We start from the raw sequence: 21,639 nt of genomic DNA, 5'->3' as shown, positions 1-21,639 counted from the left end.
GAGGAGGATTTTTATGTATAGTATTTCATTCCAAGAAGATTCACTTTTACCGAGAGAAAGACTGGTTAAAGAAGGAGTAGAGGCTCTGAGCAATCAAGAGTTACTAGCTATTCTGCTCAGAACAGGAACGCGTCAAGCAAACGTTTTTGAAATTGCCCAAAAAGTCTTGAATAGTCTCAACAGCTTAACTGATTTGAAAAAAATGACTCTGCAGGAATTGCAAAGTCTGTCTGGTATTGGACGTATTAAAGCCATTGAACTACAAGCTGTGATTGAACTGGGACATCGTATTCACAAACATGAAACCCTTGAGATGGAAAGTATTCTCAGTAGTCAAAAGCTAGCAAAGAAAATGCAACAGGAACTTGGTGACAAAAAACAAGAGCACCTAGTGGCGCTCTATCTCAATACTCAAAATCAAATCATCCATCAGCAAACTATTTTTATCGGCTCTGCGACACGCAGCATTGCTGAACCGAGGGAAATCCTTCACTATGCTTTGAAGCATATGGCTACCTCTGTGATTCTCGTTCACAATCATCCATCTGGTGCTGTATCTCCTAGTCGAAATGATGATCATGTCACTAAGCTAGTCAAGGAAGCCTGCGAACTGATGGGGATTGTTTTCTTGGACCACCTGATTGTCTCTCACTCGGATTACTTTAGTTACCGTGAAAAGACGGATTTGATTTAGAGTTCGTTAACAACATAGTCAAATAGTGTTTTATCCTTGGGGCGGTTCTCAAAGAGAAATTCAGGATGCCATTGAACACCAAGATAAGGAAATCCGTCCGTAGTTGTCACAGCCTCAATTATTCCATCTTTAGGATCATGTGCTACAACCTTAAGATTAGGAGCTAGATCTTTAATGCTCTGATGGTGGAAGGAGTTGATATGAGAGATTTCTCCGTAGATTTCTCGGAGAATGGTATCAGGTTCCGTTACGAGGCGTTGGGTCGTGTATTCGGCTGAACAGTCCTGCCAATGATCTTCAATATCTTGGTGAAGTGTGCCCCCCATAGCAACATTGAAAAGTTGAGTACCCCGACAAACAGAGAAAATTGGTTTCTTCTGCTTGATGGCTTCTTTGATAAGTGCTAGTTCAAAAATATCTCTTTGAAGGTGATAGTCATCACTATCAATAGCCTTTGGTTCACCATAGAATTTTGGATCAACATTTTGCCCACCCGTTAGGATAAGCTTATCAATGATACTGATGTAATAGGCAGCCATTTCTTGATCACCAATCGGTAGGATGATTGGAATTCCGCCAGCGTCCTTGACTCCTTCAACAAAGCCTTTTGCCGCATAGCTCATCATGACATCATCATCTGGATGAGCTTTTTCATTTCCTGTAATCCCAATAACTGGTTTTTTCATAAATGCTTTCGCTTTCTAATCCTCTTTACGCATAAAATAGAGGAGAGTTTGGAGTTCGCTTGTCAAATCGACATACTGAACGACTACATCTTTTGGAAGGTGGAGATGGACGGGTGAAAAACTAAGAATACCTTTTATACCCGCATCGACCAAAAGATTAGCAACTTCCTGTGATTTAACACTTGGAACAGTTAGGATAGCAGTTTTGACATCTGCTTCTTTGATCTTTTCTTTAATCTGAGAGATACCATAGATTGGAATTCCATCAGGTGTCTGGCTCCCAACTTCTGGATGGTCATCTAGGTCAAAGGCCATGATAATTTTCATCTTGTTACGCTCGTGGAAGCGGTAGTGGAGAAGGGCGTGTCCCATATTTCCGATTCCAACCAACATAACATTAGTAATCGAGTTATCATTTAGGAGATCAGCAAAAAACGTCATCAATTTTTTGACATCATAACCAAATCCACGACGACCAAGTTCACCAAAATAGGAGAAATCTCGACGGACAGTCGCAGAATCGATACCGATAGCCTCTGCAATTTGCTTAGAGTTGGCACGTTCAATTTTTTCTGCATGAAATCTCTTGAAAATTCGATAGTAAAGAGAGAGTCTTTTTGCTGTTGCTTTTGGAATAGCAGACTGTTTATCTTTCACAAAATCACAACCTTTCTATTCTTCTATTTTATAGAAACCTTGTGAAAAAAATCAACAAAAACAAGAAAAAACTAAGAAAATCTTAGTTTTAATCTGAAAAATTAGTTTGTGATAAAAAACGGTAGAGATCGCCAACTAATCCTTGATAAATCACTTTATCATTCAGTGTTAAGGAGCTGATTAGGAGAGTGTCGGGCAGGGTGACACAGCCTGATAGTGATAGCATAAGCTCTTCGTAATCGGAAAATTCAAGTGTGCGTTCTACCTGATAGCTATCTTTATATGTGAGACGATACATAGCAAACTATCTTTCTTCTTTAGTGAAGATACCGCGTTCTACTAAACTGTCCATGAGGAAGTAGAATTTCTCTTGGTGGATATGGTGTTCTTCAGATTTAAAGATATTGACCAAACGAAGACCTGATTTGTCAGTGATATTAATTTTAACACCTGTAAGCTCTTTGTTGATGATAATTTTTAGTAGGAAACCTTCACCACTATTAGGAACTTTTTCAAGTAGACGAGTCAGTTCGTAGTTTCCGACTTTTGTTTCAAAGAAAGTATTGTCTTTTAGTGTAAACTTTTTTACAGATGGACTAAGTGTATAGTCGTAGCGGCAGTTTTGTAGTTTAATGGTTTTTTCGAATGCCATTAGGTTAATCTCCAATAATATTTTTTAAGGTTTGTGCCAGTTGTTTCAGTTCGTTCTCGGTATTAAGAGGGGACAGACTAATACGGACAGACTCTTTTAAACGATGGGAATCCGATTCATAAAGAGCTTCGAGTACATGACTGGTCTGCACAACACCAGCAGTACAGGCTGAACCAGTTGAGATTGAGATTCCTTCAAGGTCTAACCGAAGCAAGAGTAAGTCATTTTTTTGACCAGGAAAGCCAATGTTGAAAACATAAGGAAGTTGGTGTTTGCTTTCGTTGAGATAGAAGTCGAGTTCCGCAATTTCACCAAGAAAAGCAGTTTTTAATCCCTCTAGTTTTTGGTAATGCTCGGCCTGATGATCCAAGTCTTCTTTGAGGGCAGCAACCATACCGACGATGGCAGCAAGGTTTTCTGTTCCAGCCCGTTTCTTTTGTTCTTGATCGCCACCGTGAAGGTAGGAATCAAAGCCCGTGGAAGAAGCATAAAGAAAGCCAACTCCTTTTGGTCCATGGAACTTGTGAGCGGAAGCACTAAGGAAATCAATTCCTAATTCTTCAGGATGGATAGGGATTTTTCCGATAGCTTGAACAGCATCAACATGATAAGCAGCAGGATGCTCTTTTAAAATATGTCCAATTTCAGCGATAGGTAAGAGACTACCCGTTTCATTATTGGCATACATGGTAGAAACTAGAATGGTATCGTCACGTAACGCTTCTTGAATTTGCTGCGCAGTGATTTCTTGATTTACTGGTTGGATGATGGTCGTTTCAAAGCCAAAATGTTGCACCAGGTAATCAATGGTCTCAAGCACAGAATGGTGCTCAATAGCTGTCGTGATGATGTGTTTTCCACGCTCTTGATGGCGGAGACAATAGCCGATAATAGCGGTATTGTTACTTTCTGTACCGCCAGATGTGAAAAAGATTCGTTGTGGCTTGGTTCCAAGTAGGTGAGCCAACTCCTGACGGGCTTCACGGAGCAGTTTACCAGCCTGCCGACCATGACTATGAATACTAGAAGGATTACCATGAGTTTCTTGCATGACCTTGGTCATTTCTGCGATAGCTACTGCTGACATTGGAGTAGTGGCAGCATTGTCCAAATAAATCAAAGAATCACCTTATTCCTTTTTATTATATGCAAAGAGTGGGCTAACTGGTTTTCTTTCGTGGATACGGACGATGGCATCACCAATCAATTCGCTAGCGGTAATGTAGCACACATTTTTCGGAGTTCTTTCTTTTGTGGCTACTGAGTCTGTCACAAGGATTTCTTTGATGTTAGTAGCATCAAGAAGGTCAGCAGCGCCTTCTACAAAGAGACCATGACTGGATACCGCATAGATTTCAGTTGCACCTTCACGTTCGACGATTTTTGCTGCTTCTGAGAAAGTACGTCCAGTATTTAGGATATCGTCAATCAAGATGGCCTTCTTGCCTTCAACATCACCGATGATATAGCCTTGGCTACGCTCTGAATCGTCTTGAGCATAGTCGATGATTGCGATTGGTGCATCTAAATATTCAGCTAAGCTACGGGCACGTTTGACACCAGAGTTTTTTGGACTTACAACAACGACATCTGATCCCAGCAACCCTTTATCGCTGTAGTGTTTAGCAAAGAGAGGAATTGTATAGAGGTTATCTACTGGAATGTCAAAGAAACCTTGAACCTGAACAGCGTGCAAATCAAGAGTTAGAACACGACTTACACCAGCCTTGACAAGCATATTGGCAACCAGTTTTGCAGTGAGAGGTTCGCGAGAAGAAGCGATACGATCCTGACGAGCATAACCAAAGTAAGGAAGAACAACGTTGATACTATGAGCACTTGCACGTACACAAGCATCGACCATGATTAACAACTCCATCAAGTGGTTGCTAACGGGGTAGCTGGTTGATTGGATGATGTAGACATCGTAACCGCGGACACTCTCTTCAATGTTGACCTGGATTTCACCATCAGAAAATTGGCGAGAAGATAATTTTCCGAGAGGTACCCCAACCGTTTCTGCGATTTTTTGTGCAATTTCATGATTGGAATTAAGTGCAAAAAGTTTCATGTTGTTTCTATCTGACATTATAGACCGTCCTCTGTAAACTCTAAATATTTTATCTCCATTATTTTACCAGAAAATGGAGATTATTTCAGCATTTTTTCATGCTTTTAATAAAACGAATTAATTTTGAAGGAGCTTTCTGATAAGTGATCTGATTTTCTTCTAAGAATTTCTGAAAATCAGCTTTCCCTTTTTCATGGTCTGTGACTTCAAGCTCGAGTTCATAGTCTGTATGATCAAAGTAGTGACTTTCATCTAGTGCCATTAGACCAATCGACGTTTCCATTTCGTAACGAAGAGTTGAAAGACAACCCAGAACAAACCAGTCTTGGCTTTCAATACCAATCTTAGCAAGTTCCTCTAGAACGAGTCCTTGAGGAAGTATTTGTTTTTCTAGGTAAGATTCAGCCTCTGGAAGAGTTAGTTTCTGGTTGTATTCCATATTTCCTACGGTTTGAGGTACTTTCAAGGTCAACTCTGCCCAATCTGAAAAGGTGCGAATGCGCATGGCAACCCTCTTTTCTCGCAATTTGAAATCTGGCGTATCAATGTAGTAGTTTTTCTGTAGGACGGGTTGGATATGGGAAAACTGCTCTTTTAAATGATCGTAATCCTCTTTTTTCAGTAGTGTTTTCAGTTCAATTTCTAAATGTTTCATTTTTCTAACCTTTTTTCTATCTTTGAAAGCGATTTATGGTATAATGGACAATGTATTTATTGTATATGATTGTAGTGAAAAAATCAAAAATTTTCAACAACACAATCACATACCAAAAGGGAGAAAATATGACCATAGAATGGGAAGAATTTTTAGATCCTTACATTCAAGCTGTTGGTGAATTGAAGATTAAACTTCGTGGGATTCGCAAACAGTATCGTAAACAAAACAAGCATTCTCCGATTGAGTTTGTTACTGGACGGGTGAAGCCGATTGAAAGTATTAAGGAAAAAATGAATCGCAGAGGGATTGGCTACGATACTTTGGAACATGACTTACAGGATATCGCGGGTTTGCGGGTCATGGTGCAGTTCGTCGATGATGTTCAGGAAGTTGTTGCGATTTTACGCAAACGCCATGATATGAGAGTAGTACAGGAACGTGACTACATCACGCATCGGAAGGCTTCGGGCTATCGCTCCTATCATGTGGTGGTAGAGTATACAGTTGACACCATCAGTGGTGTTAAGACGATTCTGGCTGAAATTCAAATCCGGACTTTAGCCATGAATTTTTGGGCTACGATTGAGCATTCGCTCAATTATAAGTATCAGGGGGATTTCCCAGAGGAGATCAAGAAACGCTTGGAGATTACAGCTAGAATTTCCCATCAATTGGATGAAGAAATGGGGAAAATTCGTGATGATATTCAGGAAGCACAGGCGCTCTTTGATCCTTTGAGTAGAAAACTAAACGACGGTGTAGGAAATAGTGACGATACAGATGAAGAATACAGGTAAACGAATTGATCTGATTGCAAATAGAAAACCGCAGAGTCAAAAGGTTTTGTATGAGCTGAAAGACCAGTTGAAAAAACATCATTTTATACTCAACGACACCAATCCTGACATCGTCATATCAATTGGTGGGGATGGGATGCTTTTGTCTGCATTTCACAAGTACGAGAATCAGTTAGATAAAGTTCGATTTATTGGCGTACATACAGGACATTTAGGATTTTATACGGATTATCGTGACTTTGAGTTGGACCAGTTGGTTACCAATCTCCAACTGGATACTGGTGCCAAGGTTTCCTATCCTGTTTTGAATGTCAAGGTGACACTTGAAAACGGAGAAATTAAGACCTTCCGTGCATTAAACGAAGCCAGCATCCGCAGGTCTGATCGCACCATGGTTGCGGATATCATTATTAACCACGTTCCATTTGAACGTTTTCGTGGAGATGGTGTGACTGTTTCAACCCCGACCGGAAGCACTGCCTATAACAAGTCCTTGGGTGGAGCTGTCTTGCATCCTACTATTGAGGCCTTGCAGTTGACTGAAATAGCGAGTCTTAACAACAGAGTTTATCGAACACTTGGTTCTTCGATAATCGTTCCGAAGAAAGATAAAATTGAGCTTTTACCGACTCGTAATGACTATCACACGTTATCGGTTGACAATAGCATCTATTCTTTCCGAAATATAGAACGGATTGAGTACCAAATCGACCATCACAAGATACACTTCGTAGCGACGCCAAGTCACACTAGTTTCTGGAATCGCGTCAAAGATGCCTTCATCGGCGAGGTGGACGAATGAGGTTCGAATTTATCACAGATGAACATGTCAAAGTCAAAACTTTTCTGAAGAAACACGAGGTTTCTAAAGGACTTTTAGCTAAGATAAAGTTTCGAGGCGGTGCTATTCTGGTCAATGACCGACCTCAAAATGCGACTTATCTCTTAGATATTGGAGACAGGGTAACTATTGACATTCCAGCAGAGGAAGGATTTGAGAGCCTTAAAGCCATTGATCGACCACTAGATATCTTGTATGAGGATGACCATTTTCTGGTTTTGAATAAGCCTTATGGAATAGCATCCATTCCCAGTGTCAATCACTCTAATACCATTGCCAATTTCATCAAGGGCTACTATGTCAAGAGGGGATATGAAAACCAGCAGGTTCACATTGTGACCAGGCTTGATAGAGATACATCTGGTTTGATGCTCTTTGCTAAGCACGGCTATGCTCATGCACGTTTAGACAAGCAACTGCAACGAAAGTCTATCGAAAAACGTTACTTTGCTTTAGTTAAAGGAGCTGGTGTCTTGGAGCCTGAAGGGGAAATTATCGCCCCGATTGCGCGTGATGTGGACTCCATTATCACGAGACGGGTCGCCAAAGGTGGGAAATACGCCCATACATCTTACAAAGTTGTGGCTTCTTATGGAAATATTCACCTAGTCGATATTCGCCTGCATACTGGTCGAACTCATCAGATTCGAGTGCATTTTTCTCATATTGGCTTCCCCTTGTTGGGAGATGATCTCTATGGAGGCAGCCTAGAAGATGGTATTCAACGCCAGGCCTTACATTGTCATTCCTTATCCTTTTATCATCCCTTCTTAGGGCGTCAGCTGGAGCTGGAAAGCCCTTTGCCAGATGATTTTAACAATCTTATTATTCAGTTATCAACTAATACTCTTTAAAATCTATTTTGAGTATAATTAATTATCTTAAAGGAGAAACTCATGGAAGTTTTTGAAAGTCTAAAAGCCAGTTTAGTTGGCAAAAATGCTCGTATTGTTCTACCTGAAGGGGAAGAACCACGTATCCTTCAAGCAACGAAACGCTTAGTAAAAGAAACGGAAGTTGTTCCTGTTTTGCTTGGAAATCCTGCAAAAATTAAAATTTATCTTGAAATCGAAGGGATCATGGATGGTTATGAAGTGATTGATCCACATCATTATCCTCAATTTGAAGACATGGTGGTTGCACTCGTAGAACGTCGTAAAGGAAAAATGTCGGAAGAAGAAGCACGTCAGGTCTTACTAGAAGATGTCAACTACTTTGGTGTTATGCTTGTCTATATGGGCTTGGTAGATGGAATGGTATCAGGTGCTATTCACTCAACAGCTTCGACAGTTCGTCCAGCTCTTCAAATTATCAAAACTCGTCCAAATGTAACTCGTACTTCAGGAGCTTTTCTTATGGTGCGTGGTACAGAACGTTACTTGTTTGGTGACTGTGCCCTTAATATTAATCCTGATGCAGAAGCTTTGGCTGAAATTGCTATTAACTCAGCAATTACTGCCAAAATGTTTGGGATTCAACCCAAAATCGCTATGCTAAGCTATTCTACAAAAGGTTCTGGTTTTGGTGATAGTGTTGATAAGGTGGTTGAAGCAACTAAATTAGCACACGATCTACGTCCAGACCTTGAGATTGATGGGGAATTGCAATTTGACGCAGCTTTCGTCCCAGAAACAGCAGCACTAAAAGCTCCAGGTAGCAATGTAGCAGGTCAAGCAAATGTCTTCATCTTCCCAGGTATCGAAGCAGGAAATATCGGCTACAAAATAGCTGAACGTCTAGGTGGTTTTGCAGCTATCGGTCCCGTTCTACAAGGATTGAATAAACCAGTCAACGACCTATCACGTGGATGTAACCCAGATGATGTTTACAAATTAACGCTCATCACAGCAGCTCAAGCAATCAATCAATAAGAAATGGAGTCTCTTCTACTAAAGGAAGAGGCTTTTTTAGCACAAAGAAAAGGACAGTTAGAAGCTTCTATGTTATACTAGATATATGTTAGATTTGAAAGAATACGGTGTTGACATGTGGCCGGAGGAGAAGATTTCCTCTTTCCGTGAGAAACTCCTCAACTGGTACGATGAAAACAAACGGGATTTACCATGGCGTAGAAGTAAAAATCCTTATCATATCTGGGTTTCTGAAATTATGCTTCAACAGACTAGAGTAGACACAGTTATTCCCTACTATGAACGATTCTTGGACTGGTTTCCAACTGCTGAAAGTCTGGCGAATGCGCCTGAAGAGCGTTTGCTAAAAGCATGGGAGGGGCTGGGCTATTATTCTAGAGTGCGTAATATGCAGGTTGCGGCCCAGCAGATTATGACTGACTTTGGTGGTCAATTTCCAAACACCTGTGAAGGAATTTCTAGTTTAAAAGGGATTGGTCCTTATACTGCGGGAGCAATTTCCAGTATCGCTTTTAATTTACCTGAGCCCGCGGTCGATGGCAATGTTATGCGGGTTTTGGCACGTTTATTTGAGGTTAATCATGATATAGGAGTTCCCAGCAATCGAAAGATTTTTCAGGCTATGATGGAAATCTTGATTGATCCAGAACGGCCAGGTGACTTTAACCAAGCTCTGATGGATTTAGGCTCTGACATAGAGGCTCCAGTTAATCCTCGACCAGAAGAAAGCCCTGTTAAGGAATTTAGCGCAGCCTATCAGAATGGAACTATGGATTCTTATCCAATTAAAGAACCCAAGAAAAAGCCTCTCCCAATCTATCTCAAGGCTTTGGTTGTGCGCAATAATCAAGATCAATATCTACTCGAGAAAAATGAAAGTGAGAAACTGCTAGCTGGTTTTTGGCATTTCCCCTTGATAGAAGTAGAGGAGTTCTCACAGGAAGAAGAACAGCTGAATCTGTTTACTCAGGTTGCTGAAAAAAGCGTTGCTTTTGGTCCAACACCCCAAGAAAGTTTTGAGCAGGATTATGATTTAGAAGTTGATTGGTCCCATCAAGCATTTGATCAGGTCAAGCATGTCTTTAGCCATCGAAAATGGCATATTCAAATCTTAGCGGGTCAGGTGACAGATTCGAAACAGTTTGATGACAGAGAAATTCGCTGGATCTCCCCTCAGGAATTTTCTGATTATCCATTTGCTAAACCTCAACAAAAGATTTGGCAGGCTTATAAAACAGTTCTTGAAGATTAGGGCCGATATTAGCCATTTGTGCCTTCTTTACATTTTTTTGTTATAATAGATAGAGAAAAGGTGAACATATGAAAAAAATATTAGTTGTAGATGATGAGAAACCAATCTCAGATATTATTAAGTTCAATATGACCAAGGAAGGCTATGAGGTTGTAACAGCCTTTAACGGTAGAGAAGCCATCGAGCTATTTGAGGCGGAGCAACCTGATATTATTATTCTAGATTTGATGCTTCCTGAGATCGATGGTTTAGAAGTTGCTAAGACCATTCGTAAGACTAGCAGTGTGCCTATCATTATGCTCTCAGCCAAGGATAGTGAGTTTGACAAGGTTATCGGTTTAGAACTTGGGGCAGATGATTATGTCACAAAGCCCTTCTCAAACCGTGAATTGCAGGCGCGTGTGAAGGCTTTACTTCGTCGTACAGACCTCGCTTCAGTGGATAGTCAAGAAACTGATGAAAAGAAATCCCAACCCCTTCAGATTGGCGATCTGGAAATCGTTCCAGATGCTTATGTGGCTAAGAAATACGGTGAGGAACTGGATTTGACTCATCGTGAGTTTGAGCTCTTGTACCACTTGGCCTCTCACATTGGTCAAGTTATTACGCGTGAACACTTGCTTGAGACTGTCTGGGGTTATGACTATTTTGGTGATGTTCGTACAGTGGATGTGACCATCCGACGTTTGCGTGAAAAAATCGAAGACACTCCAAGCCGTCCAGAATACATCCTAACACGTCGTGGTGTGGGTTACTATATGAGAAATAATGATTGAAGATATTAGACAAACGATTCTGACCAGCGATTTTATCTTTATCCTGATTTTACTTGGCTTTATCTTGGTGGTAACCTTGTTGTTACTGGAAAATCGTCGGGATAATATTCGTCTAAAGCAGATTAATCAAAAGGTCAAGGATTTGATTGCAGGGGATTATTCTCGAGTTTTGGATATGCAAGGAAGCTCTGAAATCACCAACATCACCAATAACCTCAATGATTTGTCTGAGGTCATTCGTTTAACACAGGAAAATCTGGAGCAAGAAACAAAAAGGCTTAACAGTATTCTTTCTTATATGACAGATGGAGTTCTTGCAACCAATCGCCGTGGTCAGATTACCATGATTAACGATATGGCTAAGAAACAGCTGGGTATCGTAAAAGAAGAAGCATTGAACAAAAGCATCCTAGAATTGCTTAAGATAGAGGATGAATATGAACTGCGTGACCTCATTACACAGATTCCTGAATTGATGATTGATTCCCAAAATGCTAATGGAGAATATCTTAGTCTTCGTGTGCGTTTTGCACTTATTCGTCGTGAGTCTGGATTCATTTCTGGTTTGGTTGCCGTTTTGCACGATACGACTGAACAGGAGAAGGAAGAGCGTGAACGGAGACTCTTCGTGTCCAATGTGAGCCATGAGTTGCGTACTCCTTTGACCAGTGTTAAATCTTATCTTGAAGCCTTAGATGAGGGAGCCTTGTATGATCCTGTTGCTCCTGATTTTATCAAGGTTTCGCTCGATGAAACCAACCGTATGATGCGGATGGTGACAGATCTTTTGCATCTCTCTCGTATTGATAATGCGACCACTCGGTTGGATGTGGAATTGATTAATTTTACAGCCTTCATCACCTTTATCCTCAACCGCTTTGATAAGATGAGGAGCCAGGATGAAGAGAAAAAATATGAGCTGGTTAGAGATTACCCAATCAATTCAGTTTGGATCGAGATCGACACTGATAAGATGACTCAGGTGATTGATAATATTCTCAACAATGCCATCAAGTACTCACCAGATGGTGGGAAAATCACTGTCAGCATGAAAACAACTGATGATCAGATGATTTTATCCATCAAAGACCAAGGTTTAGGTATTCCAAAACAAGATTTGCCGAAGATTTTCGACCGTTTTTACCGTGTGGATCGTGCAAGAAGTCGTGCTCAAGGTGGAACTGGTCTAGGTCTGGCTATTGCAAAAGAAATCATTAAACAACACAATGGCTTTATTTGGGCCAAAAGTGAATACGGTAAGGGGTCAACCTTTACCATCGTGCTCCCTTATGATAAGGATGCCGTAAAAGAAGAAGTCTGGGAGGATGAAGTAGAAGACTAGAATGAGTGAAATAGGCTTTAAATACAGTATTTTAGCATCAGGCTCCAGTGGAAATTCCTTTTATCTGGAAACGCCAAAAAAGAAGATATTAGTGGATGCAGGCTTGTCTGGTAAGAAAATTACAAGCCTCTTGAGCGAAATCAATCGCAAGCCTGAAGATTTGGATGCGATTTTGATTACGCATGAGCATTCAGACCATATTCATGGAGTCGGTGTCTTGGCTCGCAAATATGGCATGGATCTTTATGCCAATGAAAAAACTTGGCAGGCTATGGAAAATAGCAAGTACCTCGGTAAGGTGGACTCATCGCAGAAGCACATTTTTGAGATGGGTAAAACCAAAACCTTTGGCGATATCGACATTGAAAGTTTTGGGGTCAGCCACGATGCGGCAGCACCCCAGTTTTACCGCTTTATGAAAGACGACAAGAGCTTTGTCATGCTGACCGATACAGGTTATGTTAGTGACCGTATGGCAGGAATTGTCGAGAATGCTGACGGTTACCTCATCGAGTCCAACCACGATGTGGAGATTTTGCGAGCAGGTTCTTACGCTTGGCGACTCAAACAGCGAATCCTATCTGATCTTGGTCACCTCTCTAACGAAGACGGTGCTGAGGCCATGATTCGTGCAATGGGAAATCGGACTAAGAAAATCTACCTTGGACATTTGTCTAAGGCGAACAATATCAAAGAACTGGCTCATATGACCATGGTCAATCAGCTAGCCCAAGCTGATTTGGGTGTAGGAGTAGACTTTAAGGTTTACGACACTTCCCCAGACACCGCAACTCCACTGACAGATATATAAAAAAGAAGGCGAGTGCCTTCTTTTATTGTCTTTTACAATCCTGCAAATTCTTTGATTTCTTGTGCTGACATTGAAGAGTCGCAACGGACATTGATTTGACCATCTGCAACGTGGACAAAGCCTGGTACAGTTGGAATTCCATAACGTGAACGGAATTCTTGCAACTCATTGAGTTGACTTGGTTCTTCACTGTTGATGAAGTAGATGTGTGCTTTAGTTTCAGCTAGGACACCTGCCAATGTGCCAGCAAATTTACGACAGTAAGGACAAGTTTTGCGACCGATGAAGAAGGTTGCTGTTTCATTATTATCGAGTGCTTCTTGTGCACGTGCAACTGTAGTCACTTCAAGGTCTTTAATATCTTCTAAAAACTGATTCATAAGAATACCTCTCTTTTTTTGATAAAACTAGTATGCCACAAAGTTTCTAAAATTGCTCGGATTTGATACGAAAAAAAGATGAGATCGTTTTATCTCATCTTTCATCTTGCTTATTTTACAAAGGCATTGATTTCTGCTTCGATGTTGGCGATCTTAGCTTGAGAATCTTCGTTGCTTTGACCCACCACGGCAATGTAGAACTTAATTTTTGGTTCTGTACCTGAAGGGCGAACAGCGATCCAAGAGCCATCCGCAAGAGTGTATTTCAAAACATCACTTGGAGGAGTTGTTAAGGCAGTTACAATACCATCAGCAGTAGTAGAAGTTTGTGCCTTGAAGTCTTCTGTGATTGAGATAGCAGTAGCGTTAAATTCTTTCGGACCATTGTCACGGAACTTAGCCATGATTGCTTTGATTTGCTCAGCTCCATCGACACCTGAAAGAGTAACAGAGATGGTCTTTTCAGCATAGTAGCCATACTCTTTGTAAATTTCTTCAATACCGTCAGCGAGTGTCAAACCACGTGAACGATAGTAGGCAGCAAGTTCAGCAACGACAAGAACGGCTTGGATCGCGTCTTTATCACGTACGAATGGCTTGATCAAGTAACCGAAGCTTTCTTCAAATCCCATCATGTAAGTGTGATTGTGTTTTTCTTCGAATTCTTGGATCTTTTCAGCGATAAATTTGAAACCTGTCAAAACGTTGAACATGGTTGCGCCGTAGCTTTCAGCAATCTTCGTTACCAAGTCAGTTGATACGATGGATTTACAAAGGGCTGCATTATCAGGAAGAGTTCCAGCATTTTTGTGGGCTTCCAAGATGTATTTTGCCATGATAGCTCCAATTTGGTTACCTGAAAGGTTGAGGTAGCTTCCATCTTTTTGAAGGACTTCAACACCAACACGGTCAGCATCAGGGTCAGTTGCGACAAGTACATCAGCACCAACTTGACGACCAAGTTCTTCAGCAAGGGCAAAGGCTGCTTGGCTTTCTGGGTTAGGAGACTTAACAGTTGAGAAGTCAGGATCTGGAGTTGCTTGCGCTTCAACAACTTGAACAGAGTCAAATCCTGCTTGAGCAAGAGCACGACGAGCCAACATTTCACCAGTACCATGAAGTGGTGTGTAGACAATCTTCATGTCTTTACCAAATTCTTCGATCAAGGCTGGGTTGATGTTAACATCTTTGACTTCTTTAAGGTATTCTACATCGACAGCTTCGCCGATAACTTCAATCAAGCCAGAAGCTTTTTCCGCTTCTACATCGGCAACTTCAACAGCAAATGGATTTTCGATTGCACGGATGTAAGTTGTCAAAGCATCCGCATCATGAGGGGGCATTTGTCCACCATCTTCACCGTAAACCTTGTAACCATTAAATGGAGCTGGGTTGTGGCTAGCAGTGATCATAATACCTGCGAAACAGTTGAGATGACGAACTGCAAATGACAGTTCTGGAGTCGGACGAAGGCTTTCAAAAACGTAAGATTTGATACCATGTTTTGCAAGAACTGCAGCAGATTCAAAGGCGAATTCTGGAGAGAAGTGACGGCTATCGTAGGCAATTGCCACACCGCGTTCTTTTTCATTTCCACCTTTTGACTCAATTAAACGAGCTAAACCTTCAGTCGCTTGACGAACAACATAGATATTGATGCGGTTTGTACCAGCACCGATCAATCCCCGCATACCAGCAGTACCGAATTCAAGATTGGTATAAAAGGCGTCTTCCTTTGTTTTTTCATCCATGTTTTCCAAATCCTGACGAAGGTAGTCAGGAAGGTCGGCAAAATCGAGCCATTTTTGATAATTTTCTTGGTAAGTCATAGAGCATCTCCTTTTTTGTATATTCTTTTAATCGCTTTCATTATATCACGATTTATCATTTTAGTAAAACGTTAGCATAACTTTCTGAAAAAGCTTGAAATGAAATGGATTCTATAGTCTTGAACCCCTTAGGGAAACATGCTATACTACCTATATGATTATTTTACAAGCTAATAAAATTGAACGTTCATTTGCAGGAGAGGTTCTTTTTGATAATATCAATCTGCAAGTTGATGAACGAGATCGGATTGCCCTCGTTGGGAGAAATGGAGCGGGTAAGTCTACTCTTTTGAAGATTTTGGTTGGAGAAGAGGAGCCAACTAGTGGGGAAATCAATAAGAAAAAAGATATTTCTCTGTCTTATCTAGCCCAAGATAGCCGATTTGAGTCTGAGAATACCATCTACGATGAAATGCTCCATGTCTTTGATGATTTGCGTCAGACTGAGAAACAACTTCGTCAGATGGAACTGGAGATGGGTGAAAAGTCTGGCGCTGAATTGGATAAACTGATGGCGGATTATGATCGTTTGTCAGAGAATTTTCGTCAGGCTGGTGGCTTTACCTACGAAGCTGATATCCGTGCTATCTTAAATGGATTCAAGTTTGACGAATCTATGTGGCAGATGAAAATTGCTGAGCTTTCTGGTGGTCAAAATACTCGTCTGGCACTGGCTAAAATGCTCCTTGAAAAGCCCAATCTCTTGGTCCTGGACGAGCCAACCAACCATTTGGATATCGAAACCATAGCCTGGCTAGAGAATTACTTGGTAAACTATAGCGGTGCCCTCATTATTGTTAGCCACGACCGTTATTTCTTGGACAAGGTTGCGACGGTTACACTCGATTTGACTAAGCATTCCTTGGATCGTTATGTAGGCAATTACTCTCGTTTCGTTGAACAAAAAGAGCAAAAGCTAGCAACGGAAGCCAAGAACTATGAAAAGCAGCAGAAGGAAATCGCTGCTCTGGAAGACTTTGTCAATCGTAATCTAGTACGAGCTTCAACAACCAAACGTGCCCAATCTCGTCGGAAACAATTGGAAAAAATGGAGCGTTTGGACAAGCCTGAAGCTGGCAAGAAATCAGCCAATATGACCTTCCAGTCTGAAAAAACGTCGGGGAATGTCGTTTTGACCGTTGAAAATGCAGCCATTGGCTATGATGGGGAAATACTCTCAGAACCTATCAACCTTGACCTTCGTAAGATGAATGCTGTTGCGATTGTCGGACCAAATGGTATTGGGAAATCAACCCTTATCAAGTCAATAGTAGACCAGATCCCTTTTATCAAGGGAGAGAAGCGTTTTGGTGCCAATGTTGAGGTTGGATACTATGATCAGACTCAAAGTAAGCTAACAGCAAGTAATACTGTACTCGATGAACTCTGGAATGATTTTAAATTGACTCCAGAAGTTGAGATACGCAACCGTCTTGGCGCTTTCCTCTTCTCAGGGGATGATGTTAAAAAATCAGTTGGAATGCTGTCTGGTGGCGAGAAAGCTCGTTTGCTTCTTGCAAAACTTTCAATGGAAAACAATAACTTCCTGATTCTTGACGAGCCGACCAACCACTTGGACATTGATAGCAAGGAAGTTTTGGAAAATGCCCTGATTGACTTTGATGGAACCCTTCTTTTCGTCAGTCACGACCGTTATTTCATCAACCGTGTGGCAACTCATGTTTTGGAATTATCTGAGGATGGCTCAACCCTCTACCTTGGAGATTACGACTACTATGTTGAGAAGAAAGCAGAAGTAGAAGCGAGCCAGACAGAAGAAGTTTCAACTAGTAATCAAGCAAAAGAAGCAAGTCCAGCTAATGACTATCAGGCCCAGAAAGAAAGTCAAAAAGAAGTTCGCAAACTCATGCGACAAATCGAAAATCTAGAAGCTGAAATCGAAGAGTTAGAAGCTCAAAGTCAAGCCATTTCTGAACAAATGTTGGAAACCAACGACGCCGAAAAACTCATGGAATTGCAGACTGAACTGGACAAAATCAGCCATCGTCAAGAAGAGGCCATGCTTGAGTGGGAAGAATTATCAGAGCAGGTGTAAGAAATGGAACATCTTGGAAAGGTATTTCGTGAATTTCGAACAAGTGGGAAATACTCTTTGAAAGAGGCGGCAGGTGAATCATGTTCAACCTCTCAATTATCTCGCTTCGAGCTTGGGGAGTCTGACTTAGCGGTTTCCCGTTTCTTTGAGATACTGGATAATATTCATGTGACTATTGAAAATTTCATGGACAAGGCTAGAGATTTTCAAAATCATGAACATGTTGCCTTGATGGCACAGATTATTCCGCTTTACTACTCAAATGATATTGCTGGTTTTCAAAAGCTTCAAAAGGAACAGCTCAAGAAAGCGAAGAGTTCGACCAATCCCCTCTATTTTGAGCTGAATTGGATTCTGCTACAAGGTCTGATTTGTCAAAGAGATGCTCATTATACGATGAGGCAGAGTGATTTGGAAAAAGTAGCAGATTATCTTTTTCAAACAGAAGAATGGACCATGTATGAGTTGATTCTTTTCGGAAATCTCTATACTTTCTACAATGTGGACTATGTGGCTCGGATTGGCAGAGAAGTCATGGAGCGAGAAGAGTACTACAAAGAAATTGGTCGGCATCGTAAACTTGTTTTGATTTTAGCTCTGAACTGTTACCAGCATTGTTTGGAAAACCGTTCCTTTACGGATGCGGACTATTTTGAGGGCTATGTGGAGAAGTTGATTGGAAATGGTATCAAGCTTTATGAGCGCAATATCTTCCACTATCTCAAAGGTTTCGCCCTCTACCAGAGAGATTTGAAAGAAAAAGGTTGTAGTCAGATGCAGGAAGCCATGCATATTTTTGATGTGCTTGGACTTCCAGAGCAAGTGGCTTACTATCAGGAACATTATGAAAAATTTGTAAATGCTTAAATTTCCCAAATAAGGGAAATTTAAAGAGACTCCTTTCAGTTTTGATACAATAGTTTCAAAATTTGAGAGGAGCTTTTTATATGAATCGACATGCAATCCAGTTGATTAGTCGTGGGGCTATTAATAAAATAGGGAATATGCTCTATGACTATGGAAACAGTGTTTGGTTGGCATCGATGGGGACGATAGGACAGACTGTTCTTGGAATTTATCAGATTTCTGAACTCGTCACATCGATTCTGGTCAATCCCTTTGGCGGAGTGATTTCAGACCGCTTTTCGCGTCGCAAAATTTTGATGACGACAGACTTGATTTGCGGTATTCTCTGTTTAGCTATTTCCTTAATCAGAAATGATAGCTTGATGATTGCTGCTCTGATCTTCGCAAATATTGTTCAGGCGGTTGCCTTTGCATTTTCTCGTACAGCCAATAAAGCCATTATAACTGATGTTGTAGAAAAGGACGATATTGTGACCTATAATGCTCGCTTAGAGCTCGTTTTGCAGGTTGTGGGTGTTAGCTCCCCTGTACTTTCTTTCCTTGTTTTACAATTTGCCAGTCTCCATATGACGCTCATTTTAGATGCCATTAGTTTTTTTATCGCATTTACCTTAGTAGCTTTCCTTCCCCAAAAAGAGACTCAGGAACAAGAGAAAAAGACTTTTAGCTGGAAAAATATTCTTTCTGATATGAAAGAAGGAATTCGCTATATTTGGCGCCAGCAAGAGATCTTTTTCCTTTTGTTAGTAGCTTCCAGTGTTAATTTCTTTTTTGCAGCCTTTGAATTTCTCCTCCCCTTTTCAAATCGACTTTACGGGGTAGAAGGAGCTTATGCAACTATTTTAACTATGGGCGCTATTGGTTCCATTGTGGGAGCTCTTCTAGCTAGTAAAATAAAGGCAAATGTTTATAATCTTTTGATTCTATTGGCTTTGACTGGAGTTGGAGTTTTTATGATGGGATTACCACTGCCAACTTTTCTTTCCTTTTCTGGAAATTTAGTTTGTGAACTGTTTATGACGATTTTTAATATTCACTTTTTTACTCAGGTGCAAACCAAGGTTAAGGGGGAATACTTGGGGAGAGTGCTAAGTACAATTTTTACCTTAGCCATCCTATTTATGCCAATTGCAAAAGGCTTTATGACGGTGCTGCCAAGTGTACATCTCTCTTCTTTCCTGATAATCGGAAGTGGAGTTGTCTTCTTGTCTTGTATATCTCTCATTTATGTTCAAAATCGTTTTGAAAAAGAGGTATAAATCCCCTTGCCTTAAAAAAATATTTCACTATTAATTATTTTTCAGTCCTTCTCCATTGTGAGGAGGGCTTTGTTTGTGGTAAAATGGTTTTATGAATAAAAGAATGAATGAGTTAGTTGCCTTACTCAACCGCTATGCGAGCGAGTACTATACGAGTGACAATCCCTCGGTTTCAGATAGTGAGTATGATCGCCTTTACCGAGAGTTGGTCGAGTTGGAAGCTGCCTATCCAGATCAAGTTTTAGCAGACAGTCCAACCCATCGTGTTGGTGGTAAGGTTTTAGATGGTTTTGAGAAATACAGTCATCAGTATCCTCTTTATAGTTTGCAGGATGCTTTTTCACGTGAAGAGTTAGAAGCTTTTGATGCGCGTGTTCGCAAGGAGTTACCCCATCCCACCTATATCTGTGAGCTAAAAATCGATGGTTTGTCTATCTCTCTTACCTATGAGAAGGGGATTTTGGTCGCTGGGGCGACTCGTGGTGATGGTTCTATTGGTGAGAATATCACTGAAAATCTCAAGCGCGTCAAGGATATTCCTTTGACCTTGCCAGAAAAACTTGATATTACCGTTCGTGGGGAGTGTTACATGCCTCGTGCGTCCTTTGATCTGGTCAACCAAGCTCGCCAAGAAAATGGAGAGCCTGAATTTGCCAATCCTCGTAATGCGGCGGCTGGAACTTTGCGTCAGCTGGATACGGCAGTAGTGGCCAAGCGCAATCTTGCCACTTTCCTCTATCAAGAGGCAAGCCCTTCTACTCGTGATAGCCAAGAAAAAGTCTTGAAGCACCTAGAACAACTAGGTTTTGTGGTCAATCCTAAGCGAATCTTGGCTGAAAACATAGATGAAATCTGGAATTTTATCCAAGAAGTAGGACAGGAACGGGAGAATCTCCCTTATGATATCGATGGGGTGGTAATTAAGGTCAATGACTTAGCAGGTCAAGAAGAACTTGGTTTTACAGTTAAAGCGCCTAAGTGGGCAGTAGCCTATAAGTTCCCTGCTGAGGAAAAAGAAGCCCAACTACTCTCAGTTGACTGGACAGTTGGCCGTACTGGTGTTGTGACCCCGACTGCCAATCTCACACCTGTTCAGCTTGCTGGTACAACTGTTAGCCGTGCGACCCTGCACAATGTGGACTATATTGCTGAAAAAGATATCCGCAAAGACGATACAGTTATCGTATATAAGGCTGGGGACATCATTCCTGCTGTTTTGCGTGTGGTAGAGTCTAAGCGTGTTTCTGAAGAAAAACTAGATATTCCTACTAATTGTCCAAGTTGTGACAGTCAGTTGCTTCATTTTGAAGATGAAGTGGCCCTCCGTTGTATCAATCCGCGTTGCCCTGCCCAAATCATGGAAGGCTTGATTCACTTTGCTTCTCGAGATGCCATGAATATTACAGGGCTTGGTCCATCTATCGTTGAAAAGCTTTTTGCTGCAAATCTAGTCAAGGATGTGGCAGATATTTACCGTTTGAAAGAAGAAGATTTCCTCCTTTTAGAGGGCGTCAAGGAAAAGTCAGCCTCAAAACTGTATCAGGCTATTCAAGCGTCTAAGGAAAACTCTGCTGAAAAGCTCTTGTTTGGCTTGGGAATTCGCCATGTCGGAAGTAAGGCTAGTCAGCTCTTGCTCCAACATTTCCACTCTATTGAAAACTTGGCTCAAGCTGATCCAGAAGAAGTGGCAAGTATCGAAAGCTTGGGAAGCGTAATCGCCAAAAGTCTTCAGACCTTTTTTGCTACCGAAGGATCTAAAATTCTCTTAGATGAATTGAAAGAAGCAGGGGTCAATCTGGACTACAAAGGACAGACGGTAGTAGCAGATGCAGCCCTGTCGGGTTTGACCGTTGTACTGACAGGAAAATTGGAACGTCTCAAACGCTCAGAAGCAAAAAGCAAACTCGAAAGTCTAGGAGCTAAGGTAACCGGCAGCGTATCCAAGAAAACAGATCTAGTCGTAGCAGGTGCGGATGCAGGAAGTAAACTCCAAAAAGCTCAAGAACTTGGTATCGAAGTTCGAGATGAAGCATGGTTGGAAAGTTTGTAATGATAGTAAAAACTAGGTGTCAGATAATCTGAAACTGTCTCTCCTGATGTGTTTTGGCATGGTTAAAATCTGTTGTCCATCGTGATGAAA

22 protein-coding genes are annotated in these 21,639 nt (G+C 41.2%); 13 read left to right on the top strand and 9 right to left on the bottom strand.

All coding sequences use genetic code 11. The features are described 5' to 3' along the window. The first annotated feature begins 13 nt into the window (after nucleotides 1-13). Nucleotides 14-694: a RadC family protein gene (radC, locus tag HMPREF0850_RS09080; protein ID WP_000286939.1), complete on the top strand. Its 681-nt coding sequence runs from the start codon at nucleotides 14-16 to the stop codon at nucleotides 692-694. On the opposite strand, the gene HMPREF0850_RS09075 is transcribed toward radC, so the two are convergent. The 7 genes from HMPREF0850_RS09075 to HMPREF0850_RS09045 all read right to left on the bottom strand — a co-directional run bounded on the left by HMPREF0850_RS09075 (nucleotide 691) and on the right by HMPREF0850_RS09045 (nucleotide 5,415). After that, nucleotides 691-1,380, bottom strand: coding sequence for a gamma-glutamyl-gamma-aminobutyrate hydrolase family protein (locus tag HMPREF0850_RS09075; protein ID WP_000743326.1), 690 nt, complete (start codon nucleotides 1,378-1,380; stop codon nucleotides 691-693). The genes radC and HMPREF0850_RS09075 overlap by 4 nt on opposite strands. 15 nt (nucleotides 1,381-1,395) lie before the next feature. Next, the gene (locus HMPREF0850_RS09070; protein ID WP_000653416.1) at nucleotides 1,396-2,037 is read right to left on the bottom strand and encodes a redox-sensing transcriptional repressor Rex; all 642 of its coding nucleotides are present in this window, start codon (nucleotides 2,035-2,037) and stop codon (nucleotides 1,396-1,398) included. A gap of 88 nt (nucleotides 2,038-2,125) precedes the next feature. After that, entirely contained in the window at nucleotides 2,126-2,335 is a 210-nt protein-coding gene (locus HMPREF0850_RS09065; protein ID WP_009013988.1) for a DUF4649 family protein, read from the bottom strand. A gap of 6 nt (nucleotides 2,336-2,341) precedes the next feature. After that, on the bottom strand, nucleotides 2,342-2,689 hold the full coding sequence (locus tag HMPREF0850_RS09060; protein ID WP_000863520.1) for a DUF1831 domain-containing protein: 348 nt from the start codon (nucleotides 2,687-2,689) through the stop codon (nucleotides 2,342-2,344). Nucleotides 2,690-2,693: 4 nt separating this feature from the next. Next, the gene (locus HMPREF0850_RS09055) at nucleotides 2,694-3,809 is read right to left on the bottom strand and encodes a cysteine desulfurase family protein (protein WP_000639644.1); all 1,116 of its coding nucleotides are present in this window, start codon (nucleotides 3,807-3,809) and stop codon (nucleotides 2,694-2,696) included. Between the two features lie 9 nt (nucleotides 3,810-3,818). Next, nucleotides 3,819-4,778 (bottom strand): ribose-phosphate diphosphokinase, encoded by a 960-nt coding sequence (locus HMPREF0850_RS09050; RefSeq protein WP_001283842.1) that lies wholly within the window; start codon nucleotides 4,776-4,778, stop codon nucleotides 3,819-3,821. 67 nt (nucleotides 4,779-4,845) lie between these two features. Then, a complete protein-coding gene (locus tag HMPREF0850_RS09045; protein ID WP_000681299.1) occupies nucleotides 4,846-5,415 on the bottom strand; it encodes a CYTH domain-containing protein in 570 nt (189 codons plus the stop codon). Between the two features lie 128 nt (nucleotides 5,416-5,543). Between HMPREF0850_RS09045 and HMPREF0850_RS09040 the strand changes: the two genes are divergently transcribed. The 8 genes from HMPREF0850_RS09040 (at nucleotide 5,544) to HMPREF0850_RS09005 (ending at nucleotide 13,108) form a co-directional block, all read left to right on the top strand. Continuing rightward, nucleotides 5,544-6,215, top strand: a complete 672-nt coding sequence (locus HMPREF0850_RS09040) for a GTP pyrophosphokinase (protein ID WP_000151563.1) — start codon at nucleotides 5,544-5,546, stop codon at nucleotides 6,213-6,215. Next, nucleotides 6,199-7,017: an NAD kinase gene (locus tag HMPREF0850_RS09035; protein WP_000799043.1), complete on the top strand. Its 819-nt coding sequence runs from the start codon at nucleotides 6,199-6,201 to the stop codon at nucleotides 7,015-7,017. Before HMPREF0850_RS09040 ends, HMPREF0850_RS09035 begins: the two co-directional genes overlap by 17 nt. Then, a complete protein-coding gene (locus HMPREF0850_RS09030; protein ID WP_001210020.1) occupies nucleotides 7,014-7,910 on the top strand; it encodes an RluA family pseudouridine synthase in 897 nt (298 codons plus the stop codon). The genes HMPREF0850_RS09035 and HMPREF0850_RS09030 overlap by 4 nt, the downstream gene beginning before the upstream one ends. Nucleotides 7,911-7,952: 42 nt before the next feature. Then, entirely contained in the window at nucleotides 7,953-8,927 is a 975-nt protein-coding gene (gene pta / locus HMPREF0850_RS09025) for a phosphate acetyltransferase (RefSeq protein WP_000451592.1), read from the top strand. A gap of 85 nt (nucleotides 8,928-9,012) precedes the next feature. Then, nucleotides 9,013-10,179: an A/G-specific adenine glycosylase gene (gene mutY, locus HMPREF0850_RS09020; RefSeq protein ID WP_000886163.1), complete on the top strand. Its 1,167-nt coding sequence runs from the start codon at nucleotides 9,013-9,015 to the stop codon at nucleotides 10,177-10,179. 68 nt (nucleotides 10,180-10,247) lie between these two features. After that, complete coding sequence (yycF, locus tag HMPREF0850_RS09015; protein ID WP_000723165.1) at nucleotides 10,248-10,955, top strand: response regulator YycF; 708 nt, start codon at nucleotides 10,248-10,250, stop codon at nucleotides 10,953-10,955. Beyond that, nucleotides 10,948-12,297, top strand: coding sequence for a cell wall metabolism sensor histidine kinase VicK (gene vicK, locus HMPREF0850_RS09010; RefSeq protein WP_000568726.1), 1,350 nt, complete (start codon nucleotides 10,948-10,950; stop codon nucleotides 12,295-12,297). Before yycF ends, vicK begins: the two co-directional genes overlap by 8 nt. A 1-nt stretch (nucleotide 12,298) precedes the next feature. Next, nucleotides 12,299-13,108 (top strand): MBL fold metallo-hydrolase, encoded by an 810-nt coding sequence (locus HMPREF0850_RS09005; RefSeq protein ID WP_001289487.1) that lies wholly within the window; start codon nucleotides 12,299-12,301, stop codon nucleotides 13,106-13,108. A 32-nt stretch (nucleotides 13,109-13,140) separates the two neighbouring features. Here the strand turns inward: HMPREF0850_RS09005 and HMPREF0850_RS09000 are convergent, their stop codons facing one another. Together HMPREF0850_RS09000 and HMPREF0850_RS08995 are read right to left on the bottom strand one after the other, a co-directional pair. Then, nucleotides 13,141-13,488: a thiol reductase thioredoxin gene (locus HMPREF0850_RS09000; protein ID WP_001071323.1), complete on the bottom strand. Its 348-nt coding sequence runs from the start codon at nucleotides 13,486-13,488 to the stop codon at nucleotides 13,141-13,143. A 110-nt stretch (nucleotides 13,489-13,598) separates the two neighbouring features. Beyond that, the gene (locus HMPREF0850_RS08995) at nucleotides 13,599-15,317 is read right to left on the bottom strand and encodes a phospho-sugar mutase (RefSeq protein WP_000222124.1); all 1,719 of its coding nucleotides are present in this window, start codon (nucleotides 15,315-15,317) and stop codon (nucleotides 13,599-13,601) included. Between the two features lie 154 nt (nucleotides 15,318-15,471). On the opposite strand from HMPREF0850_RS08995, the gene HMPREF0850_RS08990 reads away from it, so the two are divergent. The 4 genes from HMPREF0850_RS08990 (at nucleotide 15,472) to ligA (ending at nucleotide 21,549) form a co-directional block, all read left to right on the top strand. Next, nucleotides 15,472-17,373 (top strand): ABC-F family ATP-binding cassette domain-containing protein, encoded by a 1,902-nt coding sequence (locus tag HMPREF0850_RS08990; protein ID WP_000584899.1) that lies wholly within the window; start codon nucleotides 15,472-15,474, stop codon nucleotides 17,371-17,373. Between the two features lie 3 nt (nucleotides 17,374-17,376). Then, nucleotides 17,377-18,240: an Rgg family transcriptional regulator gene (locus HMPREF0850_RS08985; RefSeq protein ID WP_000400531.1), complete on the top strand. Its 864-nt coding sequence runs from the start codon at nucleotides 17,377-17,379 to the stop codon at nucleotides 18,238-18,240. Between the two features lie 80 nt (nucleotides 18,241-18,320). After that, the gene (locus HMPREF0850_RS08980) at nucleotides 18,321-19,499 is read left to right on the top strand and encodes an MFS transporter (RefSeq protein ID WP_001079354.1); all 1,179 of its coding nucleotides are present in this window, start codon (nucleotides 18,321-18,323) and stop codon (nucleotides 19,497-19,499) included. A 91-nt stretch (nucleotides 19,500-19,590) separates the two neighbouring features. Continuing rightward, nucleotides 19,591-21,549, top strand: coding sequence for an NAD-dependent DNA ligase LigA (ligA, locus tag HMPREF0850_RS08975; protein ID WP_001042562.1), 1,959 nt, complete (start codon nucleotides 19,591-19,593; stop codon nucleotides 21,547-21,549). Nucleotides 21,550-21,639: the final 90 nt, after the last annotated feature.

It is taken from the genome of Streptococcus sp. M143 (genome assembly GCF_000162495.1).
In the GTDB taxonomy this organism is placed as follows: Bacteria; Bacillota; Bacilli; order Lactobacillales; family Streptococcaceae; genus Streptococcus; species Streptococcus dentisani.
The sequence above is the reverse complement of the archived record's forward strand: the minus strand, read 5'-3'. Positions and strand labels throughout refer to the sequence as shown.

Excerpts from the sequence above, each read along its gene's own strand:
- HMPREF0850_RS09040 (WP_000151563.1), top strand. The coding sequence starts at position 5,544 with ATGACCATAGAATGGGAAGAATTTTTAGATCCTTACATTCAAGCTGTT.
- HMPREF0850_RS09060 (WP_000863520.1), bottom strand. The coding sequence starts at position 2,689 with ATGGCATTCGAAAAAACCATTAAACTACAAAACTGCCGCTACGACTAT.
- yycF (WP_000723165.1), top strand. The coding sequence starts at position 10,248 with ATGAAAAAAATATTAGTTGTAGATGATGAGAAACCAATCTCAGATATT.
- HMPREF0850_RS09075 (WP_000743326.1), bottom strand. The coding sequence starts at position 1,380 with ATGAAAAAACCAGTTATTGGGATTACAGGAAATGAAAAAGCTCATCCA.
- HMPREF0850_RS08985 (WP_000400531.1), top strand. The coding sequence starts at position 17,377 with ATGGAACATCTTGGAAAGGTATTTCGTGAATTTCGAACAAGTGGGAAA.
- HMPREF0850_RS09045 (WP_000681299.1), bottom strand. The coding sequence starts at position 5,415 with ATGAAACATTTAGAAATTGAACTGAAAACACTACTGAAAAAAGAGGAT.
- pta (WP_000451592.1), top strand. The coding sequence starts at position 7,953 with ATGGAAGTTTTTGAAAGTCTAAAAGCCAGTTTAGTTGGCAAAAATGCT.
- HMPREF0850_RS09000 (WP_001071323.1), bottom strand. The coding sequence starts at position 13,488 with ATGAATCAGTTTTTAGAAGATATTAAAGACCTTGAAGTGACTACAGTT.
- HMPREF0850_RS09035 (WP_000799043.1), top strand. The coding sequence starts at position 6,199 with ATGAAGAATACAGGTAAACGAATTGATCTGATTGCAAATAGAAAACCG.
- HMPREF0850_RS09065 (WP_009013988.1), bottom strand. The coding sequence starts at position 2,335 with ATGTATCGTCTCACATATAAAGATAGCTATCAGGTAGAACGCACACTT.
- radC (WP_000286939.1), top strand. The coding sequence starts at position 14 with ATGTATAGTATTTCATTCCAAGAAGATTCACTTTTACCGAGAGAAAGA.
- HMPREF0850_RS08995 (WP_000222124.1), bottom strand. The coding sequence starts at position 15,317 with ATGACTTACCAAGAAAATTATCAAAAATGGCTCGATTTTGCCGACCTT.
- HMPREF0850_RS09050 (WP_001283842.1), bottom strand. The coding sequence starts at position 4,778 with ATGTCAGATAGAAACAACATGAAACTTTTTGCACTTAATTCCAATCAT.
- HMPREF0850_RS08990 (WP_000584899.1), top strand. The coding sequence starts at position 15,472 with ATGATTATTTTACAAGCTAATAAAATTGAACGTTCATTTGCAGGAGAG.
- HMPREF0850_RS08980 (WP_001079354.1), top strand. The coding sequence starts at position 18,321 with ATGAATCGACATGCAATCCAGTTGATTAGTCGTGGGGCTATTAATAAA.
- HMPREF0850_RS09030 (WP_001210020.1), top strand. The coding sequence starts at position 7,014 with ATGAGGTTCGAATTTATCACAGATGAACATGTCAAAGTCAAAACTTTT.
- mutY (WP_000886163.1), top strand. The coding sequence starts at position 9,013 with ATGTTAGATTTGAAAGAATACGGTGTTGACATGTGGCCGGAGGAGAAG.
- ligA (WP_001042562.1), top strand. The coding sequence starts at position 19,591 with ATGAATAAAAGAATGAATGAGTTAGTTGCCTTACTCAACCGCTATGCG.
- vicK (WP_000568726.1), top strand. The coding sequence starts at position 10,948 with ATGATTGAAGATATTAGACAAACGATTCTGACCAGCGATTTTATCTTT.
- HMPREF0850_RS09005 (WP_001289487.1), top strand. The coding sequence starts at position 12,299 with ATGAGTGAAATAGGCTTTAAATACAGTATTTTAGCATCAGGCTCCAGT.